The 22,729-nt window shown below is 34.0% G+C and carries 25 protein-coding genes; 20 read left to right on the top strand and 5 right to left on the bottom strand.

What is annotated here, in order from left to right:
• Positions 1-63: 63 nt before the first annotated feature.
• From DWY01_RS04725 to DWY01_RS04685, 9 genes are all read left to right on the top strand, one after another.
• A complete protein-coding gene (locus DWY01_RS04725; RefSeq protein ID WP_117993910.1) occupies positions 64-999 on the top strand; it encodes an AEC family transporter in 936 nt (311 codons plus the stop codon).
• A gap of 57 nt (positions 1,000-1,056) precedes the next feature.
• The gene (locus tag DWY01_RS04720) at positions 1,057-1,713 is read left to right on the top strand and encodes an amino acid ABC transporter permease (protein WP_117993906.1); all 657 of its coding nucleotides are present in this window, start codon (positions 1,057-1,059) and stop codon (positions 1,711-1,713) included.
• 3 nt (positions 1,714-1,716) lie between these two features.
• A complete protein-coding gene (locus DWY01_RS04715; protein ID WP_117993902.1) occupies positions 1,717-2,457 on the top strand; it encodes an amino acid ABC transporter ATP-binding protein in 741 nt (246 codons plus the stop codon).
• 1 nt (position 2,458) lies between these two features.
• Positions 2,459-3,241, top strand: coding sequence for a transporter substrate-binding domain-containing protein (locus DWY01_RS04710; RefSeq protein WP_117993897.1), 783 nt, complete (start codon positions 2,459-2,461; stop codon positions 3,239-3,241).
• Between the two features lie 127 nt (positions 3,242-3,368).
• Positions 3,369-4,574, top strand: a complete 1,206-nt coding sequence (locus tag DWY01_RS04705; protein ID WP_117993894.1) for a M20 family metallopeptidase — start codon at positions 3,369-3,371, stop codon at positions 4,572-4,574.
• A gap of 116 nt (positions 4,575-4,690) precedes the next feature.
• Positions 4,691-5,611 (top strand): LysR family transcriptional regulator, encoded by a 921-nt coding sequence (locus tag DWY01_RS04700; protein WP_117993891.1) that lies wholly within the window; start codon positions 4,691-4,693, stop codon positions 5,609-5,611.
• A 225-nt stretch (positions 5,612-5,836) separates the two neighbouring features.
• Positions 5,837-6,892: a methionine ABC transporter ATP-binding protein gene (locus tag DWY01_RS04695; RefSeq protein WP_117993887.1), complete on the top strand. Its 1,056-nt coding sequence runs from the start codon at positions 5,837-5,839 to the stop codon at positions 6,890-6,892.
• Positions 6,885-7,583 carry a methionine ABC transporter permease gene (locus DWY01_RS04690; protein ID WP_117993883.1) on the top strand — a complete coding sequence of 233 codons (699 nt, stop codon included), beginning with the start codon at positions 6,885-6,887 and terminating at the stop codon, positions 7,581-7,583. The genes DWY01_RS04695 and DWY01_RS04690 overlap by 8 nt, the downstream gene beginning before the upstream one ends.
• A 17-nt stretch (positions 7,584-7,600) precedes the next feature.
• Positions 7,601-8,527, top strand: a complete 927-nt coding sequence (locus tag DWY01_RS04685) for a MetQ/NlpA family ABC transporter substrate-binding protein (protein WP_117993880.1) — start codon at positions 7,601-7,603, stop codon at positions 8,525-8,527.
• 25 nt (positions 8,528-8,552) lie between these two features.
• Here DWY01_RS04685 and DWY01_RS04680 read toward each other — a convergent pair whose 3' ends face one another.
• From DWY01_RS04680 to DWY01_RS04665, 4 genes are read right to left on the bottom strand one after another with little or no spacing between them, the layout of a single operon-like run.
• The gene (locus DWY01_RS04680; RefSeq protein ID WP_117993875.1) at positions 8,553-8,858 is read right to left on the bottom strand and encodes a multidrug transporter; all 306 of its coding nucleotides are present in this window, start codon (positions 8,856-8,858) and stop codon (positions 8,553-8,555) included.
• Between the two features lie 10 nt (positions 8,859-8,868).
• Complete coding sequence (locus DWY01_RS04675; protein WP_117993872.1) at positions 8,869-9,696, bottom strand: hypothetical protein; 828 nt, start codon at positions 9,694-9,696, stop codon at positions 8,869-8,871.
• Positions 9,696-10,067, bottom strand: a complete 372-nt coding sequence (locus DWY01_RS04670; protein WP_117993868.1) for a hypothetical protein — start codon at positions 10,065-10,067, stop codon at positions 9,696-9,698. The genes DWY01_RS04675 and DWY01_RS04670 overlap by 1 nt, the downstream gene beginning before the upstream one ends.
• Positions 10,057-10,671 (bottom strand): M15 family metallopeptidase, encoded by a 615-nt coding sequence (locus DWY01_RS04665; protein WP_117993865.1) that lies wholly within the window; start codon positions 10,669-10,671, stop codon positions 10,057-10,059. The genes DWY01_RS04670 and DWY01_RS04665 overlap by 11 nt, the downstream gene beginning before the upstream one ends.
• 79 nt (positions 10,672-10,750) lie before the next feature.
• On the opposite strand from DWY01_RS04665, the gene DWY01_RS04660 reads away from it, so the two are divergent.
• Both DWY01_RS04660 and DWY01_RS04655 read left to right on the top strand, forming a co-directional pair.
• Positions 10,751-11,353 carry a hypothetical protein gene (locus tag DWY01_RS04660; RefSeq protein ID WP_117993860.1) on the top strand — a complete coding sequence of 201 codons (603 nt, stop codon included), beginning with the start codon at positions 10,751-10,753 and terminating at the stop codon, positions 11,351-11,353.
• On the top strand, positions 11,350-11,964 hold the full coding sequence (locus DWY01_RS04655) for a pentapeptide repeat-containing protein (protein WP_117993856.1): 615 nt from the start codon (positions 11,350-11,352) through the stop codon (positions 11,962-11,964). The genes DWY01_RS04660 and DWY01_RS04655 overlap by 4 nt, the downstream gene beginning before the upstream one ends.
• Here DWY01_RS04655 and DWY01_RS04650 read toward each other — a convergent pair.
• Positions 11,954-12,502 carry a TetR/AcrR family transcriptional regulator gene (locus tag DWY01_RS04650; protein ID WP_199519875.1) on the bottom strand — a complete coding sequence of 183 codons (549 nt, stop codon included), beginning with the start codon at positions 12,500-12,502 and terminating at the stop codon, positions 11,954-11,956. The two genes, DWY01_RS04655 and DWY01_RS04650, sit on opposite strands and share 11 nt — an antisense overlap.
• 63 nt (positions 12,503-12,565) lie before the next feature.
• Here DWY01_RS04650 and DWY01_RS04645 point away from each other — a divergent pair, with 63 nt between their 5' ends.
• The 9 genes from DWY01_RS04645 (at position 12,566) to pepF (ending at position 22,682) form a co-directional block, all read left to right on the top strand.
• Entirely contained in the window at positions 12,566-12,937 is a 372-nt protein-coding gene (locus tag DWY01_RS04645) for a metal-dependent transcriptional regulator (protein WP_117993851.1), read from the top strand.
• A gap of 47 nt (positions 12,938-12,984) precedes the next feature.
• Positions 12,985-15,150, top strand: a complete 2,166-nt coding sequence (locus DWY01_RS04640) for a U32 family peptidase (RefSeq protein ID WP_117993847.1) — start codon at positions 12,985-12,987, stop codon at positions 15,148-15,150.
• 62 nt (positions 15,151-15,212) lie between these two features.
• The gene (eno, locus tag DWY01_RS04635) at positions 15,213-16,541 is read left to right on the top strand and encodes a phosphopyruvate hydratase (protein WP_117573123.1); all 1,329 of its coding nucleotides are present in this window, start codon (positions 15,213-15,215) and stop codon (positions 16,539-16,541) included.
• Between the two features lie 96 nt (positions 16,542-16,637).
• Positions 16,638-17,444 (top strand): Cof-type HAD-IIB family hydrolase, encoded by an 807-nt coding sequence (locus DWY01_RS04630; RefSeq protein WP_117993844.1) that lies wholly within the window; start codon positions 16,638-16,640, stop codon positions 17,442-17,444.
• A gap of 2 nt (positions 17,445-17,446) precedes the next feature.
• Positions 17,447-18,439 (top strand): dipeptidase, encoded by a 993-nt coding sequence (locus DWY01_RS04625; RefSeq protein WP_117993840.1) that lies wholly within the window; start codon positions 17,447-17,449, stop codon positions 18,437-18,439.
• Between the two features lie 99 nt (positions 18,440-18,538).
• Positions 18,539-19,210: a 5-oxoproline transporter, DUF969 family subunit gene (locus DWY01_RS04620; protein WP_117993836.1), complete on the top strand. Its 672-nt coding sequence runs from the start codon at positions 18,539-18,541 to the stop codon at positions 19,208-19,210.
• The gene (locus tag DWY01_RS04615; protein ID WP_117993831.1) at positions 19,210-20,163 is read left to right on the top strand and encodes a DUF979 domain-containing protein; all 954 of its coding nucleotides are present in this window, start codon (positions 19,210-19,212) and stop codon (positions 20,161-20,163) included. Before DWY01_RS04620 ends, DWY01_RS04615 begins: the two co-directional genes overlap by 1 nt.
• Positions 20,164-20,176: 13 nt before the next feature.
• The gene (gene pcp, locus DWY01_RS04610; RefSeq protein ID WP_117993827.1) at positions 20,177-20,824 is read left to right on the top strand and encodes a pyroglutamyl-peptidase I; all 648 of its coding nucleotides are present in this window, start codon (positions 20,177-20,179) and stop codon (positions 20,822-20,824) included.
• A gap of 79 nt (positions 20,825-20,903) precedes the next feature.
• Positions 20,904-22,682: an oligoendopeptidase F gene (gene pepF, locus DWY01_RS04605; RefSeq protein WP_117993822.1), complete on the top strand. Its 1,779-nt coding sequence runs from the start codon at positions 20,904-20,906 to the stop codon at positions 22,680-22,682.
• The last annotated feature ends 47 nt before the right edge of the window (positions 22,683-22,729 follow it).

Genomic DNA, 22,729 nt, shown 5'->3' with positions numbered 1-22,729 from the left:
TCTAAAACGCAATATGATAGATTTTGTGCTAAAATAACAATAATTTAGTTTTGGAGGGATTTTGTGGAAAATTTATTATTTAGTTTAAATGCTACTATCCCCATCTTTTTATTGATGGTTGTTGGCTATTTTTTAAATAAAATCGATGTGTTGGATGATACATTGGCATCGAAATTAAATTCTTTTGTTTTCAAAGTATCTTTGCCACTATTGTTATTTGTGGATGTATCACAATCTAATTTTAAGAATCTTTGGGATACAAAGTTTGTTTTGTTTTGCGTAGTATCTACCTTGTTAAGTATTTTACTATCAGTATTGTTCTCAATTCGATTAAAAGATAAAGAGATTCAAGGGGAATTTATTCAGGCTTGCTACAGAAGTAGTGCTGCCTTATTAGGATTAGCATTAACATCGAATATTTATCCTAACGTAGGTGTTGCACCATTAATGTTGATGAGTGTTGTATTTGTGTATAATGTGGTTTCCGTTGTGATTCTATCTTTCTTTAAGGCTGAACAATCTAAGGTTGATTATAAGAAAACATTCATTGGAATTTTAAAAAATCCACTAATTCTAGGCATTGTGATAGGTGTACTTGTTAGTATATTACCGTTTAAACTGCCACAAGTCATCAATAAAACAATTTCTATGATTGCAAGTACGGCAACACCACTTGGCTTAATGGCCATGGGAGCCACTTTTGATTTTGATCAGGCAAAAGGAGAATTAAAACCATCCTTATTTTGTACATTTATGAAGTTGATTGGCTTTTGTGCTATCTTCTTACCAATTGCAGCGCTATTAGGTTTCAGAAATCAAGCCTTAGTTGCGATACTAATTATGTGTGGATCAAGTACAACTGTATCAGGGTTTGTGATGGCTAAAAGTATGGGACATAAAGGGGTTTTAACATCGAGTGTCGTCATGCTTACAACATTATTAAGTGCATTTAGTATTACGTTCTGGCTAACAATATTAAAATCGTTTGGGCTGATTTAGTTGACCTAAAGTATAGTTTAGGGTGTAGAATAATAAGCAGATTTTAGGAGGGAAAATATGGCATTGTTTATCGAATCTTTTCCAAAGATATTTGTATCCGGTATTCTGATAACGTTACCTTTGGCAATTATTTCTTTTGTTTTAGCTATGATATTGGCCATTCTTTGTGCCTTGATTCAATATGCGAAGGTACCGGTTATGAAGAATATTGTTCAATTCTATATTTGGATATTTAGAGGAACACCAATGCTAGTCCAATTATTTATTATGTATTTTGGTATGCAGTCAATTGGTGTGCGCATTTCAGCTATAACAGCCGCTATTATTGTTTTTTCATTAAATACAGGTGCCTATTGTGCTGAAACTATACGCGGATCGATTGAAAGTGTACCACAAGGACAAATGGAAGCCGGATACTGTGTAGGAATGAGCTATATGCAGATTATGACGCATATTATTTTACCGCAAGCTTTTCGAAGTGCATTTCCATCATTGTTCAATAACTTGATTTCACTTGTAAAAGATACGTCTTTAGCTGCGAATATTACGGTTACAGAAATGTTTATGCAGACAGAAAGAATTGCCGGAAGAACTTATCAGTTTATGCAGTTATACATAGAAGTAGCTTTAGTTTATTTGATTTTTTGTACAGTTTTAACTTGGCTGCAAGCTTGGGGTGAAAAGAAGCTGAATTATTATCAGGCAGGGAGATAGAGTATGGCTTTATTAGAAATTAAAGATATTCATAAATCATTTGGAAATTTAAATGTTTTGAATGGAATGGATCTTACGGTCAATAAAGGAGATGTCATTGCGATATTAGGTCCTTCAGGATCTGGTAAGACAACCTTGCTTCGTTGTATTAATTATTTAGAGACAGCCGATGCAGGGAATATGATTTTTAATGGAAAATCTTATGATTTATCAAATACATCAAAAAAGGATATTGCCCAGCTTAGAAAGCATACTGGATTTGTGTTTCAAAATTACAATTTATTTGCGAATAAGACAACTCTGCAAAATGTAACATTAGGTCTTACTGTAGCGCGAAACGTTTCTAAAGAAGAGGCTAATGTGATTGGTATGCAGATGCTTGAAAAAGTTGGGATGAAAGATCGTGCTACTCATTATCCTTCACAATTATCGGGTGGACAACAACAGCGTGTCGCAATCGCAAGAGCTTTAGCAACAAGCCCTGACATCATATATTTTGATGAACCAACTTCGGCACTCGATCCAGAATTGATTCAAGAGGTTTTAAGTGTAATGAAAACATTAGCCAATGAAGGAATGACTATGGTTGTTGTTACACATGAAATGTCTTTTGCGAAGAATGTCTCAAATCATGTGATTTTGATGGAAGAAGGAAAAATAATTGAAGAAGGTAGTTCAAGGGAATTCTTTGAACATCCTAAACAAGAGCGAACAAAAGAGTTTTTAAGAAAAGAGGAAATGTAAGATGAAAAAATTATTAGCAGGCTTATTAAGTGCAGCTATGGTATTCACTTTGGCAGGATGTGGATCTTCTAAAGATCATTTAAGTGATATTCAAGATAAAGGTGAAATCACAATTGGTTTGGAAGGGGATTGGCAACCATTCTCTTATCATGACAAGGATGATAAGCTAGTGGGGGTAGATGTGGAAGTTGCCAAGAACATTGCTAAAAAATTGGGTGTAAAAGCCAATATTGTAGAAGGAAAATGGGATGGATTATTAACTGGTTTATCCACTGGTACATATGATTTAGTAATCAATGGTGTTGATATCACGAAGGAAAGAAAAAAGAAATTTGATTTCTCTACACCGTATGCGTATGATCATACAGTTTTAGTTGTTCGTAATGATAATACGACAATTGCTTCATTTGATGATTTAAAAGGAAAGACAACTGCGAATTCCATTGGTTCTACATATATGGAATTGGGTGAAGATTATGGAGCTACGGTAAAAGGTGTCGATGACTTAACGAAATGTATGGATTTAGTAAAGAGCGGTGGTGTGGATGCGACAATCAATGCGGCTACTTCTATCAATGATTATCTTCAAACGACAAAGGATAGTTCATTTAAAATTGTAGATCAATCAAAAGAATCTACACCATATGCGATTCCAATGGTAAAAGGTGATGACAATGTATCTTTGAAAAAGGCTGTGAATAAGGCTTTAAAAGAATTAAAAGAGGATGGAACTTTGTCTAAGATTTCCATTAAATATTTTGGAGAAGATTTAACGAAAGAATAAGCGGCATTGCCGTTTTTCTTTTTAATTTAAATATAAAAATAATCTATAACCGGGTATAAATAAATAGAATTTGAATATAACTTTTATTCTTTGTAAAATAAATTCAAATTTTAGGAGGGACTATTTTATGTCAGAATTAAAGGATCAAATTTCTCAATTTATAGATACAAACGCAAAAAACTATCAGGATATTTCTTTGGCTATTCATGCCAAACCCGAAGTGAGTGATTTTGAGTATTTTGCATCTCAAACGCTAAGTGAACAATTAAAAAAAGAAGGCTTTGAGATTGAATTGCCAGCTGCAGGACATCGTACAGGCTTTGCGGCAACCTACAAAAGTAACAAGCCGGGTCCTACCGTTGCTTTTCTTGCAGAATATGATGCACTTTCCGGTTTAGGGCATGGTTGTGGCCATAATGTATTTGGTGCAACATCTTCACTTGCTGGAGCTGCATTAAAAAGTGTAGTGGATCAAATTGGCGGAGAAGTACGTGTATATGGAACACCTGGAGAAGAGGGTGGACAAAATGGCAGTGCCAAAGGTTCGTTTGTGAAAAAAGGATATTTAAAGGATGTAGATTTTGCTCTATGCGTACATCCAGGTTCAGGTCCTGAGGATGGCTTAAGTACACGTAATTATGCGTGTGCACCCGTTGATATTGAATTCTGGGGAAAACCAGCCCACGCAGCAGGTTGTCCTCAAGATGGAATCAATGCATTAGATGCGCAAATTCTAACATATGCAGCTATTGGTGTTTTACGTCAACAATTAACGGATCGTATTCGTATTCATGGAGTGATTGTTGAGGGTGGAACGGCACCCAATGTGATTCCAGAATATACAAAGGCAAAATATTATATTCGTGCTGCCGATATTGACACGTTACATGAGTTGTATGAAAAAGTGGAGAACATTGTAAAGGGATCAGCTTTACAGACAGGTTGTACTTCAAGTATGAAGTTGTATCAAAATCTTGTAGAAAATATGGTTTTAACACCTTCTTTAGATGCGATTTATGAAAAATACATTACAGAACTAGGCAATACAGTAAAACATGTCGAAGATGTAGTAATGCCTGGTAGCAGTGATGTAGGTAATATCAGTCAGGTTGTACCTACGATTCAGCCTCACATCAGTATTACAGATGTTCAAATTGCAGGGCATAGTCAAGATATGGTCAATGCTTCATGTAGTCCAAAGGCAATGGATGCGATTGTAAAGGGGGCCAAGGCATTAGCGTGGACGGCATTGGAATTATTTGAAAATCCGGATGAGTTAGCTAAAATAAAGGAAGATCATGCTTGGCATGTAGAGCATCAAAAGGAGAATTAACTATTATACGTGAAGGGCTTATTTAAGCTCTTTTCTTTTGGAATCTTGAAAATCAACAAATATTCATTAAAATAATAGAAAAGTATGTATAAATAGATGCTATAAGGAGAATAAAAATGACGCTTCAACAATTGCTGTATGTATTAACAGTGTCAGATGAGGGAACAATGAATAAAGCAGCTGAAAAGCTTTATGTGTCTCAACCCACTTTAACGTCTGCCATTCAATCCATCGAAAAGGAATTAAATATCCAGATATTTAACCGAACAAGCCATGGTGTTACTGTGACAAATCAAGGGCGTGAATTTTTAACGTACGCTAGGCAGTTGTATCAACAATATGAATTGTTAAAAAATCGATATGAAGATTCTAATATAAGAAGAAATAAATTTCGGGTTTCATGTCAGCACTATTCCTTTGCGACAAAAGCGTTTGTGGATACAGTGAAAAAGTATGGGACTTCAAAATATGATTTCGCAATCAGTGAAACCAAGACGATGCATGTGATTGAGGATGTGGGTAATTCATTGAGTGAAATTGGTATTTTATATTTATCCAACTACAATCGTCGCTTTATGATGAAACAATTTGATGAGTGGAATTTAGAATTTCATAAGTTAACAGATTGCGATGCCTTTGTATATTTGTATAAGGGACATCCACTCGCAAAGAAAAAATCAATTACATATGAAGAGTTGCTACCATATCCAAATATGACTTTTGATCAAGGAGACAACCCTTCTATGTATACGGCTGAGGAAATTTTAGTAGAGAATGAATTTCCAAGAAAGATACAAGTCAATGATCGTGCTACGATGCTGAATTTAATGCGTGGACTCAATGGATATACTTTATGTTCGGGAATCATTAGCCGTGATTTAAATGGGGATGACTATGTGGTTGTTCCTTATGAGGCAAATGTGGAGAATCCAAATTCAATGATGGAAATTGGGTATCTCACAAGAAAATATACAGTATTAAGTGAGATTGGTGATACGTATATTCAAACGATGAAGGAGTATTTTAGCAATAAATAATTTTTATAACTGCTTCAAAAATTTAACAATTAGACAATAACTGTCCCTTCTTGTAGAATACAGACATGCAAGGAGGAAACGAATATGAAAACAATGATGATGTCAATGATGCAAATGTATATGTATAAAAGTGTGACCCGGTTTTCGATTCGTTTGTCGCTTATTTAAGTGTGCATAGGCCGGGGAAAGTCCCTGGCTTTTTTTTGTTAGATTGGAGTGATATGAATGATTAATATAGAGCATTTAGATAAAATTTATCATTTAAAGAATGCCGATGTACATGCTGTGGATGATGTTTCATTACATATTGAAAGAGGACAAATCTATGGAGTCATTGGATATTCTGGTGCAGGTAAGAGTACTTTGGTTCGATGCTTGAATTTTCTAGAGATTCCGGATTCTGGAAGTATTGAAATTGAAGGGTTTGGAAAAGTAAATGCAAGTCAAGGAAATTTAGATATAAGCCAAAAGAAATTAAGAGAACTCAGAAGATCGATTGGAATGATTTTTCAACATTTTAACTTATTGGATCGAAGCACTGTATTTGACAATGTAGCCTATCCATTAAAGTACACGGGTTTATCAAAAAAAGAAATTGAAAATCGTGTAGATGAATTATTAGATCTAGTAGACTTGGCTGATAAAAAATATGTGTATCCATCGCAATTATCTGGTGGACAAAAACAACGTGTAGCCATCGCAAGAGCTTTATCCAATAATCCTAAGATGTTGCTTTCGGATGAAGCTACTTCGGCTCTAGATCCAGATGCGACAGAATCCATTTTAAAGTTATTAAAGGATTTAAATAAAAGATTAGGAATAACGATTATTTTAATTACACATGAAATGAGTGTTATTAAATCCATCGCGAATCGTGTAGCGGTTATGGAAAATGGTAAGGTTGTTGAAGAAGGAGATGTATATGATATTTTTGCCAACCCGAAAGAAGAAATCACAAAGAAATTTATTAATTCCTCATCTTCGTTATCAAATATAACAAAGTTGATAGAGAATAAGACGATTATTCCTACGGATACACCAGCAAGCAAATTGATTAAATTAACATTTACTCGAGATAGTGTTGGGAGTGCAACCATTTCAAAAATATCTCGTGAATACAATGTGGATGTAAATATCATGTTAGCCAATGTAGATGTTGTGAATGCAGATGCCTTGGGAGGTATTATTGCTTCTATTGAAGGAACTAAGGAAAATGTACAAAGCGCTATTGATTTTCTACATGAATCAAATGTAAGGGTGGAGGTGATTCACAATGCCTAAATTTTTAGCTGAGTTTTTTCCAAATGTAGCCAATTACTGGGATATCTTTAAACAAGCGTTACAAGCTACTTACCAAATGTTTTTTATCGCAGGATTGATCACATTGTTGATTGGAGGTGCCTTTGGAATTGCATTAATTGTAACTAAGACAGATGGTATAAAACCAAATCGAATTGTTCACTTTATTTTAGAAGTTGTCACGAACGTTTTTAGAGCTGTACCATTTATCATCTTGTTGATTTTCTTGATTCCACTAACACGAAGTATTGCAGGAACTTCCATTGGTGTCAAAGGTGCGATTGTTCCATTAGTGTTTGGGGCTGTTCCATTCTATACAAGGCAAGTGGAAACGGCCTTGGCAGATGTAAATCCAGGAAAAATAGAAGCGGCAAGAAGTATGGGAAGTTCAACACTAGGAATTATTTTTCGTGTCTATCTACATGAAGCGTTACCTGATTTGATTCGTGTAACAACTATTACAGCGATTTCATTGATTGGACTTACAACGAGTGCAGGAGCAGTTGGAGCTGGTGGAATTGGTTCATTCGCAATCAATTATGGACAAAACTTACATTATCAAGATGTTGTGAATTTATGTGTGATCTTACTATTGATCATTGTTTCATTGATTCAATTATTAGGTAATACATTATCTAGAGCAACAGTGAATAAAGAATTATTTCATAAATAAAAAAGGAGAAAAGGATTATGAAGGCAAACAGATTATTTAAAACATTTTTAACAGCAGGCTTAGTAGCCACAACATTACTTACAGGATGTTCATCGCAAGAGACAACTTCAAGTGAACCAGTAAAAATTGGTATTCCAAGTGATGCGACAAATGGAGGAAGAGGATTATTGCTTCTAGAAAAAGCAGGCTTGATTGAAGTAGATGACAAGGCTGGATGGACGCCAGAATTGAAGGACGTCACTAAGTATAAATACAATATTGAAATTGTTCCTACGCAAGCCAATACATTGGTTTCAACTTTGGATGATTTTGGAGCAGCTACAATTAATGGTACATATGCGATTCCAGCTGGATTAAAACCAAAAAAGGATGGATTGATTACAGAAGTACAAGAAGTAGGAAGTGATAATCCATTTATCAACGTGATTGTTGCTCGTACAGCTGACAAGGATAATGAGGATTATAAAAAGGTTGTTAAGGCTTATCAAAGTCAGTTGGTGGCAGAATATATTCTAGAAAAGAATAAAGGAGCGAGTGTTCCGGCATTTGAATATGATAAGGATTATACGGTTGATAAAAATTTTGTGAGTGATATTGAAGGATATCAATCAAGCTCAGATGGAAAGAAAGTAATCAAAATTGGTACTTGTGGTTCTGCCGATACATTTAGAGCTGTACAAAAAGTATTAGACGATGAAAATTCAGGAATTTATTTAGATGTAGTTGTATTTGATGCATATAACTTACCAAACGAAGCCTTAAATAATGGTGAAATTGATTTGAACTCATTCCAACACAAAGCTTATTTGAAAAACGAATGTGAAGCGCAAGGATATGATTTAACAGCTATTGGTGATACTAGTTCTGCTCCATTGACTTTATATTCTAAGAAAGTGGATTCTTTAAAAGCATTGAAAGAGTTAGCTGGTAAAAAAGAAGATTAATAAGAAAAGCCGATTTCTCGGCTTTTTACTTTATAAATTGTTCAATATCTTCCTTCAACTCATCACTAAACTCATTTAGATCATCCATATTGATAGCTTGATCACGTAATAACCCTAACAAAATGATAAACATATTTGAACGAGAAACATCTCTTGCTAAAACGCCAGGACTTTTGTAATCATCATAAATTTTCTTACGAAGAGTACAATATTTATCAAAAGATGATGCCTCTGAATTGAGTATGTCCTTATATTCTTCAATTAACTTGTCCATATAGGCTTCTTGCCAGCCACCTAGTTTCTTTTTAAATAATTTCCAATCTTTTTCCATGTTGACCTTCCTATTGAAATAAAGTTTGAATGATTTGATTAACCGTCATAGAATTCAATTTATCGACATCTTTTAATGTTTTTGAATTCCAGTGAAATAAAGATACATTACTTGGTTCAGTGAAGCTAGAATCGATAGTACAATCTGGATAACGACTATACCAGTCTGGATAATAAGTTTTCATGATTTTTTGTGCATATGTAACAGCTTGTGAATTTTGATTTCCATTTTGGTCATATGTGCCTGAAATTTTAACGCCTGGAGGACTAGAGTGGGCAATCAATAAACTGCCATCCTCACATACACAAAGTACAATATAAACATGAGCATTCGCCATTGAGACAATGTCACCTGGTTTTGCGTTTTGAATTGAATCTTTGTAGCTTCCTAACTTCATATTCGCAAATGTTTTTGTCATTTCTTCAGCCTTTAATACATAGCCATTTCCATGATTGGATTTGGTTTCTAATGTATTGTAGATAGTCCAACCGACATAGCCTGAACAATCAAGTCCTTTATGGATTTCATACATATAGTTTTCATAGTTGTATGTACCATCTTGTGAATTATAGAAGGATTTCCATTCCTTAGATAAGCCCAAAGTTAACGCTTCAGTTCCAGAATCTGTTTGTGCTTCGTTCCAGCCTCCACCATAAATATAGAGTGTTTGACCAACGGGTTTTAATGCGTTCCTTAAAAAATCAGTTGTAGTATGAATGGATTTTGATTGAACGTTTGCTTCTTCTGTTTTATGACATGAAGATATCCCAAAGATGATTACACACAGTATAATGATGGGGATAAGGATGCGATCATAGCGAATTTTTCTTTTTTTCATTATTTCTTGCCCTCTTCTATCAATTCATCAATATAAGAATCATCAATGTCAAAGCCTAAGTAGCATAAACCGCGATAGATGAAGTTAATATCATTTAAACGAAGGATTTGATTCATCAATTCCTTTTTCTTGTCATTGATTAAAGACATGTCATAATCACTTGTATTGCCACAAGGATGTGTGCACGTTTTACAACTTGGCGATATCTTGTCTTTTTCTTTATGCACTAAATCAATTAGATCTTGTGTAACTGTATGATTTCTTAGATGTTGAAGACAATCTAAAATAATTGTGTCTGTATTTTTTGTTTTTGGATTTGAATCCACGGCTTTCGAAAGGCCAATTAAAGCGGACCATAATTTAGTTTCCATCAGATTTTACCTCCACATTAAAATAAGTATCTGGATAGGGTTCATCCTTTAAAGTATAGTGCCACCACTCGGATTCTAAAGGGATAAATCCATTGTCTAACATTAAATGTCTTAATGTCATTCGATTTTGAATCTGTATGGTTGTTAATCCATCCTTATGTAAAGGACTAGAAATATCGCCAAAGTAATCAAAGTAAGATCCCATATCTAATTCTTTTCCTGTTTTTTCATCGACTAAAGTTAAATCGACAGTGCTACCTCTGGTGTGTGCTGATTTTTTAATGATAAAGTCATTCTCAAAAAGATATTTTTTGGAATATTCTGGATAGAAAATGGATTTCATTTTATCATCCTCAGTATCTTTCCAAGTCATGAAATGATCAAGGGCACTTTGCGGTCGATAGGCATCCCATATCTTTAATCGATATCCCATTTGTCTTGCCTTTGAATTGATTACTTTTAATTGCTTCACCAATTCTTTTGTTCCTAACGCTACTGGATCTATATAGCCATCAATGATTTCACCAATGAAATTGTAAGTTGTGCAATAGCGGATATCTAAAAGAATATCAGGTATTTCTTTTTGTATATTTAATAATTTCATGTATATATTCTAATATATTTGTTTATGTTAATCCACTTATGTTTTGTGTATAATACTTGTTAGAAATGAGGTAATAAACATGAAATTTAGTGATATTGATTTTTCTGCCATTTCAAGAATGATGGACAATATGAGCGATGAAGAAAAGAATAAGTTAAATGACATGGCTCAAAATATGATGAATAATATGAAACAGAACGAAGAGCCTGAAGAAGAAACTGACTTTTATGAAGCGTTAAATATAAATGAAGAAGATTATGCAGATTTTCCGGGAAGTGTCTTAGATCAAATCGAAGCAGGAAGTGATTTGGAAGTCTATTATGAGGATGTAAAGGATGCAGATTTTAGTGCGAGTGCCTTATTTTATGCGAAAGCCACCTTAAACATGCTACGAAAATATATCTATCCTGTATTTAAAAATTTTTTTGATGGCTTTAATAACCCTTCAACTACGACAATCTATTCGTACTTATATCCATTGATGAATCAGGATAATATTCATAAGTTGTTTGATGAAGAATTCGGTACTCCAGAAGGATGGATGGAACTAAAGAATGCTCTTCAACAAATTTATATTATTTTAAATCGTGCAGAGTATGATTTTGTGAGTTATGAAGACTTACAATTATTAAAAGATATTTTGTTTAATCAAGAAGTATTGTTGAAAATAAAGAATATATGAAAAAATTAAAAATAAATGCATGCCTAGAACCTATGGATGAATGGACATATGAGTCGTATGTGTGTGATTGTTTGTTTGAAGAGGCTTGTATTGAAGAAAGCTTAGATAATATCACAATCGATGGTTGTAAATTTAGTAAGTGTCAATTTAGAAACTGTACCTTTAATTTTGTGGAATGCATGGACATCGTTTTTGATCACGTAGAATTTGAAAATGTGCACTTTAATCAATGTAGTTTAAGTCGTGTTCATTTCATTTCTTGCAGAATCAGCGGAATGGAACTTTCACAAAGTGTGATTCGAGATGCCTTCTTTCAATTGTGCAAAGGACATTATTGTGACTTTGGTGGCAGTACATTTAAAGATTGTGCATTTGATACAAATGATTTAACAGGTTCTGGATTTATTCAGTGTGATTTGAAACAAACTTCTTTTAATAAATGTGTATTGAATTCAACAGAATGGTTTAATACAGAATTAAAAAAGCTTGATTTCTCAAGCTGTGAAATTGAAAATATTGCGGTGTCCAGTGATAAATTAGCAGGTGTTGTCGTGAATACATCCCAAGCACTTGAATTTGTGAAATTACTAGGTATTGTGGTTAAAGATTAATATATTGTTTCAATCTTTCAGGCATAGATTCAATCAACATGTTGACTAAGGTTTCGATATCTAAATACATATTTTTTTCTACCCATGATTTTGTCATTTCAATAGAACCATGACAATACATTTGAAGTAAAAAATCAAGCTGTGAATCAATTGTTGTTTTGGCTTCGATTTTCTTTTTATAGAAATCATAGATACAACGATAGTCATAGTTGGTTAAAGAATTGTAGTCATCTTCTTTGAAGGCTTCTTTAAAGAATGTGCTTTGACTTTGAATAAAAGTGAATTTTTTAATCAAAGCCTCCTTTAACGTTGTTTGATCAGCCATTTCTTTAAAGGAATCTAAACAAAGCTTTTCAAAATACCAGTTCACAAGATCTTCCTTATCTTCAAAATTCCGATAAAAAGTCTGTCTTGTCAGATTTGATTCTTTGGTAATCTGCGTAACTGTGATTTTATGTAGGGGTTGTGTTTTTAATAAGTTTAATAGCGCGTTTGCGATTGTTAATTTTGTGTCATTCATATATCTATTATATGTCATGACAATTGACTTTAAAAGGGGACTAGCTTAAAATTAAAGAAAAGAGTAAGAGGAGTTATAAATATGCAGTTAGGCGAATCGATGGAAGATTATTTAGAAGCCATTTTAGTTTTATCAAAATGTTTAGATCATGTTCGTAGTGTTGATGTCGCAAGTTATTTGGGTTTTTCTAAGCCTAGTGTATCTCATGCCGTTAAATTATTATCTGAACAAGGATTAATTTTTTTAGATGTTAGTAAATTTTTAACATTAAGTGAAGAGGGACAAAAAATCGCAGAAGAAACGTATGCGCGTCATACTTTCTTTTCGGATATGCTACAGAATATTGGAGTACCTAAAAATATCGCAACAGAAGATGCTTGTCGTATTGAACATGTGATTTCACAAGAAACTTTTGAGGCCATTAAAAAGTATTATCAAAATAATAAAGACTAGCTATGGATTGTATCTGTAGCTTTTTTCATGGAAGGATGGGATGAAGAATGAGACCAGAAATATTAGCACCTGTAGGAAGTATGGAAGCATTAAATGCAGCATTAGCTGCAGGCTGTGATGCAGTTTATTTTGGATTGCCTAGCTTTGGGGCTAGAGCATTCGCAAATAATTTTAATTTAGAAACCACAAAAGAAGTCATTGAAAGATGTCATTTGTGTGGTGTCAAAGTATATATTACGATGAATACCATATTATATGAGGATGAAATAGAAGATGCCTATCAAATGGCTAGAAAGGTTCATTCCTTTGGTGTTGATGCATTGATTATTCAAGATTTAGGTTTTATTCATCTTTTACATCATCGTTTACCCAATTTGATTTTACATGCTTCTACGCAGCTTTCGATTTCCAATCCACATCAGATTGAACAACTAAAAAAATTGGGTGTTCAACGTGTTGTTTTAGCTAGAGAATGTACAAAAGAAGAAATTCAAGTATGTGTAGATACAGGCATTGAAGTGGAAGTCTTTGTACATGGAGCTTTATGTATCTGTTATTCGGGACAATGCTACTTTTCAAGTGTACATTATGGTCGAAGTGGAAATCGAGGTATGTGTGCTCAGCCTTGTCGTATGAAGTATAGTTTGTATGAAGATGGAAATAAACTAGAAACAGATGGTGAATATCTATTAAGTCCAAAGGATTTATCATTGATGGATGAAGTGAACACATTGGCTGATATGGGTGTTTGTTCTTTAAAAATTGAAGGACGAATGAAGAGTGCTCCCTATGTTTATGAGAGTGTTTCTCAGGTGAAAAAGGTCTTAGACCATTTTGATCGTAATATGTTAGATGAACAAAATTTACGTGTAACCTTTAATCGTGAATATACTTTAGGACATATGTATAAGGCTTGTGGCAAGTCATTGATGAATAGTAAAACAAGCAATCATCAAGGAATCGAGATTGGTAAGGTAACAAAGGTCAAGAAGAATAAGATTTGTATTCAATTGTATCAAGATCTGCATCAAAATGACGGGATTCGCTTTGAACAAGAGAATCTTGGATGCAATGTAAATTTTATGTATGATAAAAAACAAAATCTGATATCTTTTATGCCTAAAAATAATACGGTTATGATTGAAGGTCCTGTAGGTATTCATGTAGGTAGTAAGGTCCGTAAAACGATGGATTCTGAATTGAATAAAACAATTGATGAAAAAATACGTACTTCAAGAAGACAGAGTAAGGTTCATGCGATTGTTACATGTGAAGAGGTTGGCCAGCCAATGGTAATGGAAGTTTATAATGATTCGACAAGAGTTTGTGTTTCTACTGAAATTGATAGTGTGCATGCTTTAAAGCGTGCGACGGATGAAGAAACATTGAATAAGCAGTTTTCTAAGACAAAAGATAGCTGGGCTTGTTTTGATCATATTGAATATCATTTGGGCAATGATATTTATTTTCCAATTTCAATTATGAATCAGCTTCGAAGGGATGCTCTTGAGAAAATGAAAGAGGCTTGCTTAAAACAAGAGATGTTTGTTGAAAAAGAATATAGTTATGTTCCGAAAGAAAGTAAGACAACGTTTGATTTGTTTGAGATAAATTCAGTGAATCAAAAAATCGATTCTTCTTTACGCTATGTAAGTGAAATGGTTAAAAAAGAGGATGTATTAAATAAGTCAAATATCACTGGCATTGATGGATTTGTGAATGCACATTTAGGAAATGGAAAGATTGTCGATTCTTTGAATGTTTCTAACTCTTATGCAGTAGCTGCCATCTTAGAAATGGGCTATGAAAGTGTCGTGTTGAGTGATGAGTGTGACAAATATCAGATTGAAGAATTAATGCAGGCTTTTTTAAATCGTTATCATTTTAATGCCCCAGTTTATAAGACTTTGTATCAGAAACGACGTTTGATGACCATGAAGCATTGTCCTGTGAACACCGCTTTAAAGGATGGAAAACGAGTAAATTGTGGTTTATGTCATAGTCATCGTTATGAATTAGAAGGATTAGATGGAAAACGTGTATTTTTACTAGGTGATAAAGATTGTCATATGCGATTGTATGATGTGACTGCTACAGATGAAATCCAAAATCGAAAAGAATATGAATCTTATGGAATAACGCATTTCCGTTTTGTGTTTACAGATGAGACTAACAAGGAAGTTGAAAGTGTTTTCAACGCCTATAATCGTTGATTTTAGATGGCTTGCGTGCTATTATTTTATTAGCTTAAGGCTTAGAGGAGGATATTTTAATTATGCCTATTATTGTTGATGTATATGCTCGTGAAGTTCTAGATTCACGTGGAAATCCAACTGTTGAAGTTGAAGTAACTACAGAATCTGGTGCTTACGGACGTGCTATGGTACCAAGTGGTGCAAGTACTGGTGTGCGTGAAGCGTTAGAATTACGTGATGGAGACAAAGCTCGTTACTTAGGAAAAGGAACAACTAAAGCTGTTGAAAACGTAAACACTAAAATTGCTCCAAAAATTATCGGTATGGACTGCCGTGACCAGGTATTAATTGACAAAACAATGTTAGAATTGGATGGAGATCCATTCAAGAAAAACTTAGGTGCTAACGCTACTTTAGGTGTTTCTATGGCTTGTGCTTTAGCAGCTGCTGATTTCTACGGAGAACCTTTATACAAATACTTCGGTGGATTCAACGGAAAAACATTGCCAGTTCCTATGTGCAACGTTATCAACGGTGGATCACACGCTGACTCTACAGTAGATTTCCAAGAATTCATGATTATGCCAGTTGGTGCTAAGAGTGAAAAAGAAGCTGTTCGTATGGCTGCTGAAACTTTCCACGCTTTAAAATCTGTATTAAAGAAAAAAGGATACAACACTAACGTTGGTGATGAAGGTGGATTTGCTCCAAGCTGTAAAGATGGAAACGAAGAACCTCTTGAATTATTAGTTGAAGCTATGGAAGCTGCTGGATATGTTCCAGGAAAAGACATGAAGATCGCAATGGACGTTGCTGCATCTGAATTCCACAACACAGAAACTGGATTATATGAATTGAAAAAATCTGGTCAAGGAACTAAGACAAGTGACGAAATGATCGATATGTACGAAGAATGGATTGCTAAATACCCAATCATCTCTATTGAAGATGGATTAGGAGAAAGCGACTGGGACGGATGGAAAAAATTAACTGACCGTCTAGGGGATAAAGTACAATTAGTTGGTGATGACTTATTCGTAACTAACCCTTCAATTCTTTACGAAGGAATCGAAAAAGGAATCGCTAATGCGATCTTAATTAAAGTTAACCAAATCGGTACTTTAACTGAAACATTCGATGCTATCGAAATGGCTAAGAAACATGGATACACTTGCATCGTATCTCACCGTTCAGGAGAAACTGAAGACACTACAATCGCTGACATCGCTGTTGGATTGAACGCAGGACAAATCAAGACTGGTTCATTAAGCCGTACAGACCGTATCGCTAAATACAACCGTTTAATGCGTATTGAAGATGAATTGAACCAACGTGGAACTGTTAACGTTGCTGAATACCTTGGAGACAAGACTTTCTACAACTTACCAGCTGTTGAATTCAAAAAGTAGTATTTTCACTAAGAACTTTAGCTAAATAAGACCCTTCGGGGTCTTTTTTTTTTGGATGTTTCGTATTACTATTAAACAAGTGGAAGGAAGTGCTATATGGTTGATGCGATTGTATGTGATCTAGATGGTTCTTTGATGAATCCAAGTAGTGGAATTTATGTAAAGGAAATAGTAAGAGATGCCTTGATTGAAGTACAAAAAAAGGGCGTACTTGTGATTTTAAATTCGGCTCGTTGTTTTCAAGGTGTGTATCCGCTGTCTAAACAAATTCAAATGCAAAAGTTTGGAGGATATGTTATCAGCTGTAATGGTGCACATTGTTTTAATGTAAAAACGAAAGAAACATTGTTTGAATATTCGATTTCAAATGCTGACGCTTCATTTATATGGGAGTATGCAGTGAATCATGATTTGGGTGTTGGGTATAGCCAACCTGATTATTTTGTAGCTAATAAAATGACTCATGGATTTGAATTGGATATGCACAATTGTGATGTGGATTACGTTTTAACGAATCACATGGAAAAATATTTAAAGGGTTCTGTGTGGAAAGTGTCTATATCGGATTCAAAATCACGAATTGATTCAATTTATGATGAAATGAAATCAATTATTGAATTAAATTGTAATGTAAAAGTTGTGCATAGTACAGATACGATGATTGACATTATTCATAAGGATTGTGAAAAGTTAAATAGTGTGAACCGCTTGTTGAAGAATCTTGAAATCTCTTGGAAAGATGTCAGTTCCATAGGAGATGGATTAAGCGATGCGCCTGTATTAGAAGCATCTGGCTTAGGCGTAACACTTGAAAATGGTTGTGAAGCATGTAAAAAAGTCGCAAATAAAATTGTTTCTTCATGTTATGAAGATGGCTGTATAGAATGGTTAAAGGAGTTATAAAAATGAGAGTAGTCGATATGCATTGTGATACGATTCTAGAATTATTGAGTCGTGATTTAAAAGGAAAAGAAGCAAGTTTGTATTCAAATGATTTATCAATTGATTTGGAAAAATTAAAAAAGGGTAATTATTTATTACAGAATTTTGCGTTGTTTACAGATCAAAAAGAACTAGCTATTCCTGAGCAACAGACAATGCGTTTATATGATGAATATTGTACACAAATGGACAAGTATGTAGATTATATTGCACCAGTATATCAATTTAGTGATATTGAAAAGAATGATAAAGAAGGGAAATTGTCTAGTTTATTAACACTTGAAGATGGTGGTGTATGCTTCAATGATTTGGCTATGTTAAGAAATTATTATCGTATGGGAGTCAGAATGATTGCCTTAACATGGAACTATGAGAATGGAATTGGATTTCCAAATCTTTCAATGAAAGATATGAATGGAAATCATCCAAACTATAAGCGTAGTGTCGATACAGAAAGAGGATTGACAGAGTTTGGAATTTCATTTGTAAAAGAAATGGAAAGACTAGGTATGATTGTGGATGTTTCTCACTTAAATGATGCTGGTTTTTATGATGTATTGAAATATACGACAAAACCATTTGTCGCATCTCATTCAAACGCAAGAAGTGTATGTAATGTAGCACGTAATATGAGCGACGATATGATTCTTCAATTGGCTAAGCGTGGCGGCGTTATGGGACTTAATTTCTGTGGCAGTTTCTTAGCTGATCGTGATGATCATAAGAGTTGTGTAGAAGATATGGTGAAACATATTCTTTACATCAAAGACTTAGCAGGAATTGATGTCATTGGATTAGGTACTGACTTCGATGGTATTTCATGTCCTTTAGAAATTGAAGATGCATCTATGATGAATCGATTAGAAGAAGCATTATATAAGGCAGGGCTTACACAAGAAGAAGTAGAAAAAATCTTCTATAAGAATGTATTAAGAGTATACAAAGAAGTTTTATAAATGGATCGTTGATCCATTTTTTTTGGTTTTTTTGAAAGGATATGATATAATTCCAAATGTAAATTTCTGTAAGAAATATGAAAGAGAGAATGAAAGATTATGGAATTATTGAAATTGTTAGGTATTCTAATTGTCGTAATCGGATTTGTATTAAAATTGGATTCGATTTTGATTATTATGATTGCCGCTATTGTGACTGCACTTGTTGCAGGTATGGATCCAGTTACTTTCTTGGAAACACTTGGATCAAGTTTTGTCGCCAATCGCAGTATGTGCGTGTTTGTGATGGTTATGGTAGTTACGGGAACTCTGGAAAGAAATGGTTTAAAACAGGCAGCTGCCAATTTGATGATGAAATTCAAAAATGCATCAGCTGGTGTTGTTCTTGCGATTTATGGTGTGTTCCGTCTCGTCTTTGCAGCATTTAATGTAAGCTTTGGTGGTGTTGCTGGGTTTGTTCGTCCTATTGTGATGCCTATGGCTATCGCAGCAGCTAAGAAAAATGGTAAAAAAATCAGTGAAAAGTATGAAGAAAACTTAAAAGGCATGGCGAGTGGTATGGAAAATATCGCATGGTTCTTCGGACAAGTTTTGTTTGTAGGAACAAGTGGAATGATCTTAGTGCAATCTACACTAGCTGGCTTAGGATACAATGTTGAATTGGTCGATTTAATGAAAGTGCAGATTCCGGTCGCTATTATTGCCGTAGCCGTTGCGATTGTTTATTACTATCTTAAAGATAAACAATTATCTAGAAAGGAGACAAAATAATGAATCCAATTCAATTTTATACGAGTGTAGATGTAACACTTTCAGAAAAACTTTTAGAAGTCATGTATTGTATTATTGGATTGATTTCTATTTATGTTGCCTTTAAAAATCTAAAAGATAAAGAAAACAAAAACAGTGTTGGTTCATTTGTTTTCTGGTTTGATTTAGGGCTTATGTTTGTATTAGGTAAATGGTTACCTGCTTTAGCTGATGGGATCTTATTGATTATCTTGGTTTTACCTCCAATTTTTAAGAAAGTTTCACCAGGTAATGAGCCTGAACCTACGCTTGAAGAGATGGAACAAAATAATAAAAAGATTGGCTCAAAAGTATTTGTTCCAGCTGTATGTATTGGTTTATTCGCATTACTTGCAGCTTTCTTCACAAAGATTTCACCACTAGTTGGAATGAGTGTTGGTGTTTTTGTGGCCGTCATTATTTTGCGTGTATATTCAAAAGATAATACACCAAGTATCTTCTTGAAGGATTGTCGTAGAATGATGGATGTTGTAGGACCATTAAGTATGCTACCTATGTTACTTGCTGCTTTAGGTGCTGTATTTACTGCAGCCGGTGTTGGGGATGTGATTTCTGGCTTAGTATCCAATATTATTCCTGCAGGCAATGTTACAATTGGAATTATTGTTTACGCAATTGGTATGGCCGTATTTACTATGATCATGGGAAATGCCTTTGCGGCTATTACCGTTATGACTGTAGGTATTGGAGCTCCTTTTGTACTTAAATATGGAGCAGATCCAGTGGTAATCGGATCTTTAGCATTAACTTGTGGATATTGTGGTACATTATGTACACCAATGGCGGCTAACTTTAATATGGTGCCAGTCGCAATTCTAGAAATGAAAGACAAGAATGGTGTCATTAAAAAACAAGCGCTTGTAGCTGTTATTATGTTGGTGGTACAAATTGTTATGATGATTATGATGTCATAGGAGATGAAATATTATGAAAAAAGTGTTAATTACAGGATTTGATCCATTTGGAGGAGAAACTATCAATCCAGCTTATGAAGCTGTTAAATTATTGCCTGATGAAATTGCGGGGGCAAAGATTATCAAAAAAGAAATTCCAACTGTATTTCAAAAAGGACCGGATGCCGTATATGAAGAAATTCAATCGTCTAAACCAGATTATGTATTATGTATTGGCCAAGCTGGAGGAAGAAGCCAAGTTACACCAGAATGGGTAGGGATTAATTTTAGAAATGCTAGAATTGCCGATAACGAAGGTAATCAACCCCTACAAACAAGTGTTGTAGAGAAGGGTCCAGAAGCATATTTTACGATGCTTCCGGTATTTAGAATGGTAGAAAAGATGAAGGAAAATGGAATTCCTGCAAGTGTAAGCTATACAGCTGGTACTTACGTATGTAATGATGTGATGTATTCAGTTTTACATTATTGTCATACAGAGTTTAAAGGTGTAAAAGGCGGCTTTATGCATGTGCCTTTTGCGACAGAACAAACCGTAAACCAACCAGCAGGAACTCCTGGTATGAATTTGAAAGATATTGCCAAAGCCATTGAATTATCTGTAGAAGCTATATTAGAGAGCGATACAGATATTAAAGTGGTTTCTGGAGAAACGCATTAAGAGAAAAGATTTATTCTTTTCTTTTTTTGACTTTTTAAATGTAAGAGATTACACTAAATGTAAAAAAAGAGGTGTGTATATGAAAAGAAATGAACAATTAATTGAAAATACATGGAAAATAGAAGACATATATCCAAACCTAGATGTATTTTATGAAGAATTAGAGAACGCAAAGAAACAGTCGAAGGAACTATTAAAGTATAAGGATCATTTGAAGGATGCATCAAGCTTATATGCTTATTTAAAAAAGTATGAAGAATTAAGTGAAAGGCTATATACACTGGATTGTTATACATCTTTATTAAGTGATCAGGATGGTTCAAACGCTTTTTATCAGGATTTAAAAGGAAAGGCAAACATAGTTGTTACAGAGATTCATTCTCAGCAAGCTTTTTTTGAAGTCGAGCTTTTAAAATTGTCTGATGTAGAAACATACTTTGAAAAGGAACCTGGGTTAAAGAGATATAAACGATTTATTCAAGATATTTATCGATTAAAGCCATATACCTTGTCTATGGAAAAAGAAGAGTTGTTAGCTGGGTGTCAGGATATTTTTTCTAGTAGTGAAAGAGCATTTTATATTTTAAATGATGTGGATACAAAATTTGAAGATGTTATCGATGCAAAAGGCAATGTTCTACCATTGACAACAGGAAGCTATGTGGATTATTTAGAAAGTGCTGATGAGACATTAAGAAAGTCGGCTTTTGAAAATATGTATGCAGCTTATGGAAAAGTTCAAAATACAATGGCTTCTTTATTGAATTCACAATGTAAGATGTTGAAATATCAATCGGATTTAAGAGGTTATTCAAATGCGTTAGAGGCTAGTACAAATAAAAATGGTGTTCCCTCAAGTGTTTATAAAAATTTGATTGCACAGGTACATAAGGATATTGCGCCTTTGCATAAATATATGAATGTGCGAAAAAAAGCTTTAAATAAAGATAAATTGAATATGTATGATTTATATGTTCCTTTAGTTAAAGAATTTGATAAGAAAATTACTTTTGAAACAGCAAAACAAGAAGCACTCGCATCTGTTTCTTTATTGGGAAAAGAGTACGTAGAGGCTTATGAAAAGGGTTTAAATTCACGATGGATCGATGTATATGAAAATGAAGGAAAACGCTCAGGTGCTTATTCTTGTGGTGTGCCATGTCATCCTTTTGTATTGTTGAATCATACGGATACATTAAGAAGCGAGTTTACTCTAGCACATGAAATGGGGCATGCGATGCATTCGTATATGTCCTTTAAACATCAGCCTTTTATTGATAGTGATTATAAGATCTTTGTGGCTGAAGTCGCAAGTACATGTAATGAAGCCTTATTGATGCATTATTTATTGGAAAGAACAACAGATAAGAAAGAGCGTGCGTATTTGATTAATTATTTGTTGGAACAATATCGTGGAACGATGTATCGTCAGGCTATGCTTGCAGAATTTGAAATGTTGATTAATGAGGAAGTAGCTAAAAACAATACATTGAGTGCGGAGTTGTTGAATAAGATCAATCATGATTTAAATGCGTTCTATTATGGTGAAGATGTGATTGTGGACGCTCCTATTGATTTAGAGTGGGCAAAAATTCCACATCTATATATGAATTTTTATTTGTATCAATATGCGACAAGTTTCTGTGCTTCCATGGCCATTTCGCAAAAGCTATTAAAAGGCAATCAAGAGGATATTGAAAACTATTTGAATTTCTTAAAGGGTGGATGTTCGAAGTCTCCAATTGATTTATTAAAAATGGCAGGGGTCGATATGACAAGTCCACAACCAATTCATGATGCGATTTGTCAGTTTGATCAGCTTGTGGATGAATTTGATGAATTGATTAATTGTAAATAAATGAAATTTAAATGAAAATAGCTTGCAAAGAAAATGAAAGAAATGTA

The organism is Eubacterium sp. AF22-8LB, assembly GCF_003458715.1.
In the GTDB taxonomy this organism is placed as follows: Bacteria; Bacillota_I; Bacilli_A; order Erysipelotrichales; family Erysipelotrichaceae; genus Holdemanella.
Note: the sequence above shows the minus strand (reverse complement) of the source record. Positions and strands in the feature narration are given on the sequence as shown.

Bases quoted from the DNA above. Each gene is read 5' to 3' on its own strand.
- DWY01_RS04720 (WP_117993906.1), top strand. From the start codon at position 1,057: ATGGCATTGTTTATCGAATCTTTTCCAAAGATATTTGTATCCGGTATT.
- DWY01_RS04715 (WP_117993902.1), top strand. From the start codon at position 1,717: ATGGCTTTATTAGAAATTAAAGATATTCATAAATCATTTGGAAATTTA.
- DWY01_RS04710 (WP_117993897.1), top strand. From the start codon at position 2,459: ATGAAAAAATTATTAGCAGGCTTATTAAGTGCAGCTATGGTATTCACT.
- DWY01_RS04705 (WP_117993894.1), top strand. From the start codon at position 3,369: ATGTCAGAATTAAAGGATCAAATTTCTCAATTTATAGATACAAACGCA.
- DWY01_RS04700 (WP_117993891.1), top strand. From the start codon at position 4,691: ATGACGCTTCAACAATTGCTGTATGTATTAACAGTGTCAGATGAGGGA.
- DWY01_RS04695 (WP_117993887.1), top strand. From the start codon at position 5,837: ATGATTAATATAGAGCATTTAGATAAAATTTATCATTTAAAGAATGCC.
- DWY01_RS04690 (WP_117993883.1), top strand. From the start codon at position 6,885: ATGCCTAAATTTTTAGCTGAGTTTTTTCCAAATGTAGCCAATTACTGG.
- DWY01_RS04685 (WP_117993880.1), top strand. From the start codon at position 7,601: ATGAAGGCAAACAGATTATTTAAAACATTTTTAACAGCAGGCTTAGTA.
- DWY01_RS04680 (WP_117993875.1), bottom strand. From the start codon at position 8,858: ATGGAAAAAGATTGGAAATTATTTAAAAAGAAACTAGGTGGCTGGCAA.
- DWY01_RS04675 (WP_117993872.1), bottom strand. From the start codon at position 9,696: ATGAAAAAAAGAAAAATTCGCTATGATCGCATCCTTATCCCCATCATT.
- DWY01_RS04670 (WP_117993868.1), bottom strand. From the start codon at position 10,067: ATGGAAACTAAATTATGGTCCGCTTTAATTGGCCTTTCGAAAGCCGTG.
- DWY01_RS04665 (WP_117993865.1), bottom strand. From the start codon at position 10,671: ATGAAATTATTAAATATACAAAAAGAAATACCTGATATTCTTTTAGAT.
- DWY01_RS04660 (WP_117993860.1), top strand. From the start codon at position 10,751: ATGAAATTTAGTGATATTGATTTTTCTGCCATTTCAAGAATGATGGAC.
- DWY01_RS04655 (WP_117993856.1), top strand. From the start codon at position 11,350: ATGAAAAAATTAAAAATAAATGCATGCCTAGAACCTATGGATGAATGG.
- DWY01_RS04650 (WP_199519875.1), bottom strand. From the start codon at position 12,502: ATGACATATAATAGATATATGAATGACACAAAATTAACAATCGCAAAC.
- DWY01_RS04645 (WP_117993851.1), top strand. From the start codon at position 12,566: ATGCAGTTAGGCGAATCGATGGAAGATTATTTAGAAGCCATTTTAGTT.
- DWY01_RS04640 (WP_117993847.1), top strand. From the start codon at position 12,985: ATGAGACCAGAAATATTAGCACCTGTAGGAAGTATGGAAGCATTAAAT.
- eno (WP_117573123.1), top strand. From the start codon at position 15,213: ATGCCTATTATTGTTGATGTATATGCTCGTGAAGTTCTAGATTCACGT.
- DWY01_RS04630 (WP_117993844.1), top strand. From the start codon at position 16,638: ATGGTTGATGCGATTGTATGTGATCTAGATGGTTCTTTGATGAATCCA.
- DWY01_RS04625 (WP_117993840.1), top strand. From the start codon at position 17,447: ATGAGAGTAGTCGATATGCATTGTGATACGATTCTAGAATTATTGAGT.
- DWY01_RS04620 (WP_117993836.1), top strand. From the start codon at position 18,539: ATGGAATTATTGAAATTGTTAGGTATTCTAATTGTCGTAATCGGATTT.
- DWY01_RS04615 (WP_117993831.1), top strand. From the start codon at position 19,210: ATGAATCCAATTCAATTTTATACGAGTGTAGATGTAACACTTTCAGAA.
- pcp (WP_117993827.1), top strand. From the start codon at position 20,177: ATGAAAAAAGTGTTAATTACAGGATTTGATCCATTTGGAGGAGAAACT.
- pepF (WP_117993822.1), top strand. From the start codon at position 20,904: ATGAAAAGAAATGAACAATTAATTGAAAATACATGGAAAATAGAAGAC.